This is a genomic window from Flavobacterium rivuli WB 3.3-2 = DSM 21788, assembly GCF_000378485.1.
Classification (GTDB): Bacteria; Bacteroidota; Bacteroidia; order Flavobacteriales; family Flavobacteriaceae; genus Flavobacterium; species Flavobacterium rivuli.
This window is the reverse complement of record NZ_KB899971.1, coordinates 228,095-242,711: the sequence shown is the minus strand read 5'-3', so window position 1 is coordinate 242,711 and position 14,617 is coordinate 228,095. Positions and strand designations below refer to the sequence as shown.

The 14,617-nt window shown below is 43.0% G+C and carries 9 protein-coding genes; 3 read left to right on the top strand and 6 right to left on the bottom strand.

Translation table 11 applies throughout. From position 1 onward, the window contains the following. Positions 1-168: 168 nt before the first annotated feature. From F565_RS0114185 to F565_RS0114175, 3 genes are all read left to right on the top strand, one after another. Positions 169-1,263 carry an MBL fold metallo-hydrolase gene (locus F565_RS0114185; RefSeq protein WP_020213899.1) on the top strand — a complete coding sequence of 365 codons (1,095 nt, stop codon included), beginning with the start codon at positions 169-171 and terminating at the stop codon, positions 1,261-1,263. A 421-nt stretch (positions 1,264-1,684) separates the two neighbouring features. Beyond that, on the top strand, positions 1,685-2,338 hold the full coding sequence (locus F565_RS0114180) for a metal-dependent transcriptional regulator (protein ID WP_020213898.1): 654 nt from the start codon (positions 1,685-1,687) through the stop codon (positions 2,336-2,338). A gap of 3 nt (positions 2,339-2,341) precedes the next feature. Then, entirely contained in the window at positions 2,342-4,222 is a 1,881-nt protein-coding gene (locus F565_RS0114175) for an Nramp family divalent metal transporter (protein ID WP_020213897.1), read from the top strand. A 1,907-nt stretch (positions 4,223-6,129) separates the two neighbouring features. On the opposite strand, the gene F565_RS0114170 is transcribed toward F565_RS0114175, so the two are convergent. The 6 genes from F565_RS0114170 to F565_RS0114140 form a co-directional block, all read right to left on the bottom strand. Next, a complete protein-coding gene (locus tag F565_RS0114170; RefSeq protein WP_020213896.1) occupies positions 6,130-7,182 on the bottom strand; it encodes a PA0069 family radical SAM protein in 1,053 nt (350 codons plus the stop codon). Between the two features lie 288 nt (positions 7,183-7,470). Continuing rightward, complete coding sequence (locus F565_RS0114165) at positions 7,471-7,824, bottom strand: hypothetical protein (protein WP_020213895.1); 354 nt, start codon at positions 7,822-7,824, stop codon at positions 7,471-7,473. A 61-nt stretch (positions 7,825-7,885) separates the two neighbouring features. Next, positions 7,886-8,572: a hypothetical protein gene (locus tag F565_RS0114160; RefSeq protein WP_020213894.1), complete on the bottom strand. Its 687-nt coding sequence runs from the start codon at positions 8,570-8,572 to the stop codon at positions 7,886-7,888. Positions 8,573-9,240: 668 nt separating this feature from the next. Continuing rightward, a complete protein-coding gene (locus F565_RS0114155) occupies positions 9,241-9,669 on the bottom strand; it encodes a hypothetical protein (RefSeq protein WP_020213893.1) in 429 nt (142 codons plus the stop codon). A 338-nt stretch (positions 9,670-10,007) separates the two neighbouring features. Next, positions 10,008-11,414, bottom strand: coding sequence for an efflux transporter outer membrane subunit (locus tag F565_RS0114145; protein WP_020213891.1), 1,407 nt, complete (start codon positions 11,412-11,414; stop codon positions 10,008-10,010). A 19-nt stretch (positions 11,415-11,433) separates the two neighbouring features. Next, a complete protein-coding gene (locus tag F565_RS0114140) occupies positions 11,434-14,616 on the bottom strand; it encodes an efflux RND transporter permease subunit (protein ID WP_020213890.1) in 3,183 nt (1,060 codons plus the stop codon). Position 14,617: the final 1 nt, after the last annotated feature.

Sequence of the window (14,617 nt, the reverse complement as noted above, 5' to 3'; positions counted from 1 at the left end):
ATTGCATAGCAGCGCTACGGAATAATAAAACAGGTAAAATAGGGGGCGAAAAGATCATTTTGCAGCCAATTGAAAAAAGTCATGATGAGTTCATCAAGTAATAATGAACGTTACAACAAAATACGCGATTTCTTTTTTATCTAATTTTGCCATTCTAATACAATACAAATGATCTTTATAATCATAGTGGCACTTATAACAGCAGCTACAGTTATCTTTATGCAATCGCCACGATTTGGCAGGAAACCATCGGGTAGCAGGCTCATTAAAATTCAGCAGGCAGCAAACTATAAAGACGGGCAGTTCCAGAACCAAAGCTTTACGCCCGACCTTGCCGAAGGTGCTACTTATACTAAAGTACTTACTAAATTCTTTTTTGGTAAAGACAGGCGTAACAAGCCCTCGCAGCCACTGCCATCGCAAAAAACCGACCTTAAAAACCTGGACCCGTCCGAAAATGTGATAGTGTGGTTTGGGCATTCGTCCTATTTTATTCAGGCAGACGGTAAGACCATATTGGTAGACCCTGTTTTTAGCGGAAGTGCATCGCCTATTCCCGCTACTACAAGAGCCTTTGCAGGCAGCGATGTGTATGCGGTGGAAGATTTTCCGCAGATAGATTTCCTCTTTATATCGCACGACCACTGGGACCATCTTGATTACCAAACGGTGCTGAAATTAAAGCCTAAAGTCAGGAAAGTAGTTACCAGCCTGGGCACTGCTGAACATTTAGAATACTGGGGTTATAACCCCGCCATTATTAGCGAACCCAACTGGAACGAAGCTGTAGTTTTAAACGAAGGTTTTACGGTACACGCCGTTCCCGGCAGGCATTTTTCGGGGCGCAGCTTTAAGCGCAACCAGGCGGTATGGGCAGCCTTTGTACTGCAAACGCCATCGTTTAAATTATTCCTGGGCGGAGATTCCGGTTACGACCACCACTTTAAAACCATAGGGCAGGAGCATGGCCCGTTTGACCTTGCTATATTAGAATGTGGCCAATACAACGAATACTGGAAATACATACACATGATGCCCGAAGAGGTGGTTACCGCCGCACACGATCTTGGTGCACAAAGATTGATGCCGGTACACCATTCTAAATTCGCGTTAAGCGTTCATGCCTGGGATGAGCCTCTTATCCGCGTTACTACTGAAGCGGCAAGACAAAATATGCCCGTTGTTACCCCAATGATAGGGGAGAAGGTAAGCCTTAACGATACCAATACAGTATTTACTAAATGGTGGGAGGGACTCGCGTAAAGTTTAGAGTTGTGTTCAGGGTAGTTTATATGGCAATCTATGTGTAATAGCATTTAAAGAAATGTTATAAGTTCAATATGTTTGTTAATGTCTCGTAAAGATGCAGAGCCGCAAAGCGGGGAATGATAGACTGGTACACCCCAGCGACTTAACAGTCGCTTAAAAAGATACTTACTAAAGAGTGCTAAGCTTTGCGGCTCTGCGCCTTTGCGTGAAAAAAATATTTACTATTAAGCACTGACGTTGGTATAATATCCTACGGCAATTCATCATCTTAATACCTCATTTATCAATTTGATGTGAAATGACCTCTAAATCATATTTATCTTCCTGAACAAATCTTAATGTTTAGCCAAGACTAAAAATGTTTTTACCTGTATCAAATAATTCATTATATTTGTAGCTATCACTATAGCTTATAATGACTTACTCTGAAGAGAACTACCTTAAGGTTATCTACCACTTATCGCACACTGCAAACAAAGGCATAAGTACTAATGCTATTGCTAACGTTATGGAAAGCAAGCCATCATCTGTTACAGATATGGTGCAAAAGCTTGCCGACAAAGAACTTGTAGAATATGTAAAATACCAAGGCGTAACCCTTACACAAAAGGGCATGTTCATGGCACTCATGATCGTGCGCAAACACCGCCTTTGGGAAGTATTTTTAGTAGAGAAACTCGATTTTTCATGGGATGAGGTACACGATGTGGCCGAACAGCTGGAACACATAAAATCTGAAAAGCTTACAAACAAGCTCGACGAGTTTTTAGGCTTCCCTACCGAAGACCCTCACGGCGACCCCATACCCGATAAAGACGGCAGGATAGCAAGCATCGATAAAAAACTACTGTCGGAAATTGGCGTTAGCAAAAAAGTTATCTGTGTAGGTGTTAAAGACAGTTCCCCCCCTTTTTTACAATATCTTGATAAGCAGCAAATAGCCCTTGGCTCATCTATAGAGGTGGTAGCCAAAGAAGATTTTGACCATTCGTTGAGCCTTCGTGTAGACGGTAAAAACGTAACCGTATCTAACAAAATAGCCTCTAACCTTTTTGTAAAACCCGTATAATACATGCCACACAATAACCATTCGCTCGAAGACGTACACGAGTCGGTCTCTGCCGGCGGCAGCGGCAAAGGCTGGAAAAAAATATTAGCGTTCTTTGGCCCGGCATACATGATAAGCGTAGGCTATATGGATCCCGGCAACTGGGCTACAGATCTTGCCGGGGGCAGCGAGTTTGGCTATTCGCTGCTGTGGGTACTGCTCATGAGTAACCTTATGGCACTGTTGCTGCAAAGCCTTAGTGCGCGCCTGGGTATTGTAACCCGCCGCGACCTTGCGCAGGCATCTCGCGAAACGTACCCCAAACACATAAACATATTTTTATATGCCCTGGCAGAAGTTGCCATTGCTGCCTGCGACCTTGCCGAAGTGCTGGGTATGGCAATAGGCTTAAAACTTTTGTTTGATTTACCAATGCTGTGGGGTGTAAGCATTACCATGTTTGATACCTTCCTGCTGCTGTTCCTTATGAACAAGGGCATCAAGAAAATGGAGGCCTTTATCATTGGGCTTATTGCTATTATAGGTCTTTCATTTTTAGCCGAAATGTTTTTTGCCAAGCCGGATATTGGCGAAGTGGCAAAAGGCCTTATACCTACAATTCCTACCAGTGCCGCGCTTTATATTGCCATAGGTATTATAGGGGCAACGGTAATGCCGCACAATTTATATTTACACTCTTCGCTGGTGCAAACCCGCAAGTTCGACCGTTCTTTTCAGGGTATAAAGCAGGCCATACGCTATAACCTTATAGATTCTGTAATAGCCTTAAACCTTGCCTTTTTTGTAAATGCCGCCATACTTATACTGGCAGCCGCCACTTTTTTTACTGCCGGCCTGCATGAAGTAGCCGATATACAGGATGCACACAAATTACTGGAGCCTATGCTGGGCAGCTGGGCAGCTGTATTGTTTGCCCTTGCGCTTATAGCAGCCGGGCAAAGCAGCACCATTACAGGTACTTTAGCAGGGCAAATTGTTATGGAGGGCTACCTTAACCTGCGCATACAACCGTGGGTGCGCCGCATAGTTACCCGCCTTATTGCCATACTGCCGGCTTTCCTTACCATACTTTATTTTGGCGAAGATTCTACCGGAGAGCTGCTGGTATTAAGCCAGGTAATACTGAGTTTGCAGTTGGGCTTTGCAATTATTCCGCTGATACATTTTGTGAGCGATAAGAGCAAGATGGGCGATTTTACCATAGGCACATTTACTAAAATTGGGGCATGGGCTATAGCCCTTACCATTGTAGGGCTTAACGCCAATTTGGTTTACGACGAAATACATGGGTGGATTGCAGAGTCTGCCGACCCAATTTACATCTGGATATTTGTAGTGCCGGTTACCGCCCTTGCCGTAGCGGTACTCTTGTACATTACCATAGAGCCGTTTGTAATGAAAAGCAAGGCCGTTAAAAACCTTGTGCCGCACCTTAGCCCTAAGGCATTGCAAATGCTGCCGCAAAAACAGGTGTACCAAAACATTGCCATAGCGCTTGATTTTAGCAAGACCGATGGCAAAACACTATCGAGCGCAATGCAGCTTGGCGGTACCGATGCCCGTTATACACTTATACATGTGGTAGAAACCGTAGGTGCCATGCTGTATGGCGATCAGGCCGAAGACCATGAAACCAATACAGATATGGAATACCTTACCCAGTATAAAAACAGCCTTGAAGAAATAGGCTTTACCGTTACCACGCAGCTAAGCTTTGGCAGCCCTAAAAAACAGATACCTAAAATAGTGAATGACAGCGGCGAGTTTGACATACTGATATTAGGTGCACACGGTCATAACTTTTTTAAAGACCTTATTTTTGGCACTACCGTAGATGCCGTTAGGCATAAGGTAAAAATACCGGTGCTTATTATTAAAGATTAGGTGTATCGCATCTGTTGGCATGCAGATATCCCGATAAATTAACACACCCCAACCCCTTTCTGTACGATAATTATGAGGAGGTTGGGGTGTACTCTTATTAATCCTGTTTTAATAAGTTTAAGAAAAATAGTCTGTTAAGATTGACATATAAACGGGTGCTGAGAGTTGCCCGTTTTTTTAGCTCCGGGAGGAGCGGCATGTTTATAGAAATTTGAAAGCAGAATCCTGAGCTCCGGAGGAGCGGAATTATATGCCGCTCCTCCGGAGCTCAATCGTATACGGATAACATGATTGCTATAAACATACCGCCCCGCCGGGGCTCATTACTGTTTCCGTCGCTGTCATAGCGAGGAACGAAGCAATCTAATTATTAAGGCAGGAAAACAGTAAGATCACAAAAAAGTTATCTGTAACACACCCCTAACCCCTCTCAAGAGGGGAACAGCTTCACTCAGACTTTTAAGCAACACAGTTTTCAGGATATTTCCGGTGTTGGGGCTGGCTCCCCTCTTGAGAGGGGTTGGGGGTGTGTTACTTTAATAAATTTGAAAGCAGAGAATCCTGAGCTCCTCCGGAGCTCAATCGTATACGGATAAGCTGATTGCTATAAACATACCGCCCCGCCGGGGTTCACATGCTGTTTCCGTTGCTGTCATAGCGAGGAACGAAGCAATCTAATTATTAAGGCAGGAAAACAGTAAGATCACAAAAAAAGTTATCTGTAACACACCCCTAACCCCTCTCAAGAGGGGAACAGCTTCACTCATACCTTTAGAACGCATTTTATTAATGATATTTACAGTGGTTAGTTATTCAGGATATTTCCGGCGTTGGGGGCAGGCTCCCCTCTTGAGAGGGGTTGGGGGTGTGTTACTTTAATAATGTTTCCTACAAAAAATTTGAAAGCAGAGAATCCTGAGCTCCTCCGGGGCTTAATCGTATACGGATAAGCTGATTGCTATAAACATACCGCCCCGCCGGGGCTCATTACTGTTTCCGTCGCTGTCATAGCGAGGCACGAAGCAATCTAATTATTAAGTGGGGAGAGTAAGATTACAAAAAAGTTATCTGTAACACACCCCTAACCCCTCTCAAGAGGGGAACAGCTTCACTCATACCTTTAGACCGCATTTTATTAATGATATTTCCGGCGTTGGGGGCAGGCTCCCCTCTTGAGAGGGGTTGGAGGTGTGTTACTTTAATAATGTTTCCTACAAAAAATTTGAAAGCAGAGAATCCGGAGCTCAATCTATACGGATAAGCTGATTGCTATAAACATACCGCCCCGCCGGGGTTCACATACTGTTTCCGTTGCTGTAATTGCGTGGCACGAAGCAATCTAATTATTAAGGGGGGACAGTAAGATTACAAAAAAAGTTATCTGTAACACACCCCTAACCCCTCTCAAGAGGGGAACAGCTTCACTCATACCTTAAACCCAATTTTATCCAGGATATTTACAGTGGTTAGTTATTCAGGATATTTCCAGCGTTGGGGCTGGCTCCCCTCTTGAGAGGGGTTGGGGGTGTGTTACTTTAATAATGTTTCCTACAAAAAATTTGAAAGCAGAGAATCGTGAGCTCCTCCGGGGCTCAATCGTATACGGATAACCTGATTGCTATAAACATATCGCCCCGCCGGGGCTCACTACTGTTTCCGTTGCTGTCATTGCGAGGAATGAAGCAATCTAATTATTAAGGGGGACAGTAAGATTACAAAAAAAGTTATCTGTAACACACCCCTAACCCCTCTCAAGAGGGGAACAGCTTCACTCATACCTTAAACCCCATTTATCCAGGATATTTCCAGCGTTGGGGCTGGCTCCCCTCTTGAGAGGGGTTGGGGGTGTGTTATTCATAATATATTATAAACCACACAAGTATCTGTATCCACACGTTCCACGCTCTTTAAAACAAACTAAGCTGTTCGCCTTTTGTCCCGTCAAAAAGGTGGGTTGCAAGCGGCATGATACCCTGGTTGGTAAAAAACTTTTGCCGCCCAATGCGAAACGTGTTGTGTATCATATCGGCAATATTGCCCTCGCCTTTTCTGCGCTTGGCTACGTTTTTTTCGCCCAGCTTGCCGCCGTGCATACTTGCAATATGGTTAAGCACCTTGTCTTTACGGTCGGGGTAATGCTCGTTAAGCCAGTCGATGAATATGGGTTCTACCGTATCGTTTAGCCTGACGAGCGTATACCCAAAACTCGTTGCACCACGGGCAGCGATCTCTTTTACTATAGGCAAAATCTCGTCGCTGTTTAACCCCGGAATTATAGGTGCCACCATAATATGCACCGGTATGCCGTTTTGAGAGAGGGTTTCTATAGCCTGCAACTTATTGTTTACAGATGATGTGCGGGGTTCCAGCTTGCGGCGTAACTCTTCGTTTATGGTGGGGATGCTTAACGATACCGATACAAGATTTTTTTCAGCCAGTTGTTTCAGGATGTCGATGTCGCGAAGCACAAGGGCATTCTTGGTAAGGATATCTACCGGATGCCGGTAGTCTAAAAACACCTGTAGTAACTTTCTTGTAATCTGCATTTTGCGTTCTATGGGCTGGTAACAATCTGTATTGCCCGATAGTAAAATGGGCTCGGGCTTATACCCACGCTTTTTAAAGAACTGTTCCAGCAATTGCGGGGCATTTTTCTTTACCATTATTTTGCGCTCAAAGTCAATACCCGCACTAAAACCCCAGTATTCGTGCGTGGGGCGGGCAAAACAGTAAGCACAGCCATGCTCGCACCCCTGATAAGGGTTCATGCTGTATGCCATGTGCAGATCGGGGCTTTTAACCGGATTCACAATTGTTTTTGGAAATACCTCCAGTATCTCAGTCTTCGCCACCTTCTCTTCAAAATCATCATCATAGATGGATTTTTCGTAACGAAACTTTTCAAAATGATTATGGATATTTGTAACCGCACCCTGCCCTTTTATCTTCTCCGTTCCCATAGCTGCTCCTTTTAGATATTGAGTTGACACATCTTTAGTTTGAATATTTTACCACATAGAATTCATAGCAAAAATGCCGTTAAAGTTTGCATAGTATCCATAGTTTGAAGCTCCGCTTCTCTAAACTATGTGTAAAATTCATTTTCTATGCATACTTTCAAGAAGAAAAGCTATATACCTATTTTGTAAAATAAAGATGTTCCACCTGATAGTTTAACAGGCGCAATATAATTAATAGAAGAAAATAATACTACATTTATATGAAAATATTATCAACAGATATTCAGTTTAAATATTTTTCGATTGTATTTTAAAAAGCAAAACTATTGCAGCAATTTGGAGTAAAGTTTGAATTATATTGATTACTCCAATAATTGGTGTTTCTAAAAAAATCTTAACAAAGGTAGATATTTCAAAAAGCCCTATTAAGAAAAGAACTAAAATAAGATATTTAATCCACGCTACGCCATTTCTTATAGCGATAGCTATAACTATTTGAAATACGATAACAGCTATGAGAACAGAAATCGCAAGCGGAGTAGCGAAATTTCTTGGCGAAAGAAAAACGTTAGGTATAGTTAGAACTGTATTTATTAATAATAAGTCAGATGCTTTTATATAATTTGGATGAACTGATGCCATTAAATTTCAAATAAGTTATGATAGGTTTGTTGGAAGCAAAGGTAACTACGAAAGATACAACCTACAATCCCAGCTTCAGCTTAAAATACCTTGTAACCTCCAGGTCGGGCGACTTTTCATCGGATACATTAGCCTTTACAAATAAAGTAGTATCATTACTCCACCGTATTTCTTCGGGCCCCCAAAGCTGTAATATTTTTTCGCCTATTACTTTTGGTGCATTACCGCTTTCAAATAACTGAATGCCATTATCTGTAAACTGCGCTACAAGGTCGGTATTGCCGCTCACAATATATTTACCGTTTGGCGATACTACAGGTTTACCCCAAAGCACCGTTTGGCTGCCTGTTTTAGCATCTATAAGCAGGTAATTGTGCCATTCGTAAAAACCGCCAAAAACCAAATACTGGTCTATAGCTTTATTATAACCCATATAAGTATACTGGGCATACTCATCGGTATCGCTGTCGTTATTTACAATAAACACATTCTTAGCAGCGGTTTTTATTTGCAGTGTATCGCCCGTTCGTTGTACTTTGTCACTGTCCCTTTGCAGGTTTTTAGTTTCAGATGTATCTATGGCTGGAGTAGCATCAACCTCCTCAAAATCTGATTTTTCAATCTTTTCAACCCTAACAAGTTTGCCGCCCAGGTAAAACGTGTCCAGTTCAGATGCTAATGGCCTTTGGGCTACTGATTCAATTTCTGCTTTTTCCAGTGGTTTTTCTTTACCGCAATTGGCTAACATCAGGCAGCTTAAGAGGGAAATTATTATAAAATATGATTTCATTGTTTACAATTAATATACTTTATAAATATAAGATAGTTTTATTTACAGACTTCAATTATTTTACCACAAAGCACACGAGGTTTTTCACAAAGCACACAAAGATAAGCGTAACATTTAAATAAAGATAACAATCCCGATGATCAGGATTGAAGAACACAAGGCTTTACGTAATAGCTTAGTGTCCCACCGCCTACGGCGGAATATACGTGTGCTTACCATCACCTTGTGTCCTTCGTGAAATCCTCGTGAACTTTGTGGTAAAACCTTCTGCTAAGAATAGGGTATACTAAGGCTAATCTATAACTAAAGACATTTGGGTGTAGCTGCACCCTCCTCTTTGGAGCCTCCCGATAGCTATTGGGAGGAGTAAGGACATAAAAAAAAGCCGCACTATGTGCAGCTGTTATATTGATCCGCATTTAACCACAAGGTTTACCAGGATTTCACGAAGGACACAAGGCAGGAACTATAATCGTGGAGGGCACAGCCCCGTGTTCTTAAAAGCGAAGCGTAAACTTTGTGATCTTCGTGAAATCCTGGTGAACCTTGTGGTAAATTAAGATTGAGCCAACTATTAAAGGGCATATCTAATATTTTACATCATGAGTATATAGTATAATTCTAATCTAATTATGCTGCTCTACCCGTGGCGGAAAAACATGGTCTTTCCAGAAATCTACTACACCGGTAAGTGTTTCTATAACATGGCTTAGGGCAGCAGGTTTGTAATAGCAGTGTACAAAAGTATGCAGCCTGCCTGTAAGCAGCCGTTGCTTGGTAAGCACTAAAAAGCTGTAAGGTACATTGTCTGTATTAAACGACTCGTGCATGAATATCATGTTGCGGGTATCCGGCACCTGCACTCCGGGCGATGTTGTGCTTTGCATCAGCAAAAACACATTTAACTGGTTATCTGCAAGATATTGTGCTACAGCTTCGGAGTCATCAAAACAAAGAATTTCGTTTCGATGGCCCAGTGCCTTAAGTCCATTGCATATAACATCGCTTGCTGCGGTGTCGTTATCAAGGAGTACTATAGTGCCGTTTTTATTCAAAATTACAAGTATTCGGGTAATTAGCAAAGCTACCCCAAACCATTGCGTATGGGTTACAACATTATACCTAATGCGTTATACCATTATAATAATTGGCATCTATTTAACCCTAATGATATTACAAAATGTATAAAAGGCATGTATTTGGTAACTTAGGAGGTAATAATTTGTTACGCCAGGACGCAGAGACGCAAAGCCATATATTATCAAGTTCAGGCAACAGCGACCGCTTAAAATTCACAAAAAAAAACCACCCACTACAGTTACCTGCAACGGGTGGCCTACATAAAACAAACAATTAATCTAAAATAATTAAAGAGGAAACCTCTCTAACTATACTATTGCCAGCCTCCGCCCAGGGCACGGTACAACTCTACCACAGCCTGTAATTGCTGTAGCTGGTCGTTAATGCCGCTTATTTGTGCAGAAAGGAGGCTTTGTTGCGATGTTAACACATCGGTATAATTTGTGGTAGACGTATACTGTAGCAACTGCTCTGTATAATCAACCGCCTTGGTAAGCGATTCTATTTGTTTGGTACGGGTATCTTTTTTTTGCACTGCCATTTCATAGCTGTACAAAGCATTGCTTACTTCCTGTCCTGCCACATATATGGTTTGCTGAAACGTGTTTAATGCCTGCACTTGTACCGACTGTGCCGTGGTAAGGCGCTGCTTGTTTAACCCACGGTTAAAAATGGGCTGCGTAAGCGATCCTACTATGCTGTAAAATATAGACTGCTTAAAAAAGTTTTCTAAATGCAGGGTAGATGCACCACCATTGCCCGTAAGGGTAAGGCTTGGGTAAAAATAGGTTTTGGCAAGGTTTACATTTTCGAAAGCATTTCTAAAGGCAAACTCTGCCTGCTGTACATCGGGCCTGTTTTGCAGCAACTGCGCCGATACTCCCACGGCAAGATCCTGGTAAACAAGCTCGCTGGCAAGCTGGTTCCTGTCTATAGCTCCCGGTGGCTGAGACAGCAATATGTTTAGTGCATTTTCTGTCTCACGGATGCTTTGTTTTAAATCGGGTATGGTAACCTCGGCAGCATAGCGGTTAGCCTCTGCTTGTACAACGGCGGCTCCGTTTACAATAGCAGCCTCTTTAAGGGCTTTTACAACCTCTATGTTCTTAATCCTTGTGTCTACCGTTTCTTCGGTAATCCTTAGCTGCTCATCAAGGGCAATAAGGTTATAGTAAGCATTAGCAATATCTGCAATAAGCTGGGTTTGCACCGCCCTTTTTGCCGCATCTGTTTGCAGGTAGCTGGCAAGTGCCGCACGCTTAGTAGCGCTTAACTTACCCCAAATATCTGCCTCCCACGAGGTGCTTAAAAATGCCCTGTAGGTATCTGTAAGCGTACGGATGTTTATACCCGCAGGAAAGTTTAATGCAGACCGTGATTGCTTGTTGTGCGTAACATCGGCATTGGCACTAAGCGTAGGGTAGTATCCCAGCTTTGCCTGCCTTAGTGTAGCCTGTGCCTGCACCATATTTTCTACGGCATTTTTAAGGTCTACATTCTGCGCAAGCCCTCTTGCAATTAGTGCTTTAAGCTTATCGTCAGAAAATAGTTTCTCCCACGGCATTTTTGCCATAGTAACAGTATCAGTGCCCTTTAAGTCCCTAAAGGCATCTTCTGTTTTTATAGTCGCAGGGCGCTCATATTTTTTTGTAACGCAGGCACTAAGCAATAGCGTAGCGGCAAGTGCTGCAAAAAACGGTATCTTATATTTAGTTATCATTTTTGTTTTGTGTTCTAAATTATACTTGTGGCGTATGTTCGGGCAGGGCCAGTACAGGCTCTTCGTCTTCGTCATCATCGTCATCATCATAACCCTCTTTTGCGGGGCCGCTTATTTTTTCCTGCAGCGTTTGGAAAATTACAAACAGTACCGGGATAACAAATACCCCTAATATGGTACCTATAAGCATACCACCCACAGCACCTGTACCAATAGATTTGTTACCTATTGCACCTGCACCACTGGCAAACATTAACGGCATAAGGCCAAAGATAAATGCAAACGATGTCATTAAGATAGGCCTGAAACGTGCAATAGCACCCTCTATAGCCGCCTCTACAATAGGCATGCCTTTTCGCCTCCTGTCCAGCGCATACTCTACGATAAGGATACCGTTCTTGGCAAGTAGCCCAATAAGCATAATAAGCGATATTTGTAAGTATATATTACTGTTTAGCTTAAAGATAATAGAGAACAGGTAAGCACCTGCAAGGCCAAACGGTAACGACAGCAATACGGCAAATGGCAATATATAACTCTCGTACTGTGCACTTAGCAGGAAGTATACAAACACAAGACAAAGCATGAATATAAATATGGTTTCGCTGCCCGATGCAAGCTCCTCGCGCGTTAAGCCCGAAAACTCATAACCGTAACCCGTAGGCAGTTTCTCTGCAGCTACCTCCTGGATGGCCTTAATGGCGTCTCCCGAACTGAAGCCCGGATTTGGAGCACCTGTAATGGCTATAGAGGTAAACAGGTTAAACCTTGATATTTGTTCGGGGCCAAAAACCCTTCTCATTTTTATAAACTCTGTAATAGGCGCCATAGTGCCGGCAGCATTGCGTACAAAAATGTTATTAAGGTCTTCGGGGTTTTTACGAAACTCCGGCGGGGCCTGTATCATTACACGGTATTGTTTACCAAACTTATTAAAGTTAGACGCATATATACCCCCAAAGTAACCCTGCATAGTGTTTAGCAAACTGTTCACGGTAACACCGGCTTCTTTCGTTTTTTCCAGGTTAACATCCATCATGTACTGCGGGAAGTTAGGGTTAAACGATGTGGTGGCATACTGCACCTCCGGCCTTTTAGCAAGCTCTGCAAGAAAATCAGTATTTACTTTATAAAATTCGGCAGTGCTGTGTCCGCCCTTATCCTGTAACTGGAACTCAAAACCACCACTCTGGCCAAAGCCCTGTAGCGTAGGCGGAGATATAAAGAAGATACTCGCTTCGCGGATGCCGGCAGTTTTGCCAAACAATTCGCCAATGATATCATCTACCGTGCGCTCGCGGTCTTCCCAAGATTTTAATCGTACAATTACCATACTGTAGGCACTACCGGCACCTGCGGTAAAGTTTTGCCCTACAATACGCAGTGTATTTTGCACCTCGGGGATAGATTTTGCAATGCTGTCTACCTGTTTTGCAATTACGGTAGAACGCTCCATAGATGCCGATGGCGGCAGGCTGATGTTAGCAAAAAGTACACCCTGGTCTTCTGCCGGTACAAAGGCAGATGGCGTGGTTTTCATCATATAATACAAACCACCACCTGCTACAAGTATAAATACGGCAACAAGCCATTTTGTACGCGAAAGGAAGCTGACCGATTTTTTGTATTTGCCCGTAACCCTGTCGAAACCTACGTTAAAGGCGGTGTAAAAACGCTGTAAAAAGTTTTTGTGCTTGTGGTCGTCCTTATGGGGTTTAAGCAATATGGCACACAGCGCAGGGCTTAGTGTTAGTGCATTTACCGCCGAAAGGATAATAGATACCGCAAGGGTTACACCAAACTGCTTGTAAAACACCCCGGTAGAACCTGTAATAAACGTTACCGGTATAAATACCGCTGCCATTACCAGTGTAATAGATATAATGGCACCCGATATCTCGTCCATAGCATCTATGGTGGCTTTTTTAGACGATTTATAGCCTTCGTCGAGCTTGGCGTGTACGGCCTCTACTACCACAATGGCATCATCTACCACAATACCAATGGCAAGCACTAATGCAAACAATGTAAGGAGGTTAATGGTATAGCCAAATAAATTTAGGAAAAAGAACGTACCCACAATAGCCACCGGAACCGATATGGCCGGGATAAGTGTAGACCTGAAATCCTGAAGGAAAAGGAACACCACTATAAATACCAGTATAAAAGCTTCTATAAGGGTGTGTATAACCTTCTCTATAGAGGCATCAAGGTTGTCGTTAATATTAATAAGGGTGGTATATTTTACCCCTTTAGGAAATGTTTTAGAAGCTTCTTCTATAATAGCTTTAGACTGGTTGATAACGTCTCGGGCGTTACTTCCCGGCGTTTGGCTTACCGCAAAACCTACCGATGGATTACCGTTAGTAGTACTCACACTGGTGTAAGATAACGCATCGAGCTGTATCCTGGCAACATCTTTTAGCCTTAAGAACTGGCCATTACCGGCCGATTTTATAATGATGTTTTCAAACTCTGTCTCGGTTACAAGGCGGCCTTTGTATTTTATTACATACTGAAATGCCTGGTTGCCCTGCTCACCAAACCTGCCCGGTGCAGCCTCTATATTCTGCTCTGCAAGGGCTGCGGTAATATCGCTGGGTATAAGGCTGTACTGCTGCATAACATCGGGCTTAAGCCATATACGCATAGAGTAATCTTTACTACCAAAAACCGTAACCTCGCCCACACCCGTAACACGTTGTATTTGGGGTATAAGGTTAATTTTTATATAGTTTTGCAGGAACGTTTGGTCATAACCCTTTTCATCACTGTAGAGCGATGTTATAAGCAGGTTACTACTCTGGCTTTTAGTAACGGTAACACCCGCCTGGGTAACCTCCTGTGGTAAAAGCGATGTAGCACGCGACACCCTGTTTTGCACGTTTACCGCAGCAAGATCGGGGTTGGTACCCACTTTAAAGAATACCTTAATACTCGCAGAGCCATCATTTGTAGCGGTAGATGTCATGTAGGTCATGTTCTCTACACCATTTATCTGCTCCTCCAGCGGTACGTTAATACTTTTAAGTACCACATCGGCGTTGGCACCCGTATAGCTTGCCGCCACCACAACAGTAGGCGGGGCAATATCCGGATATTGCGCTATGGGCAGGGCGGTAAGGCCCAGTATACCCAATATTACTATGATTACAGAGATAACGGTAGAGAGTACCGGCCTCTGGATGAATATTTTAAACATG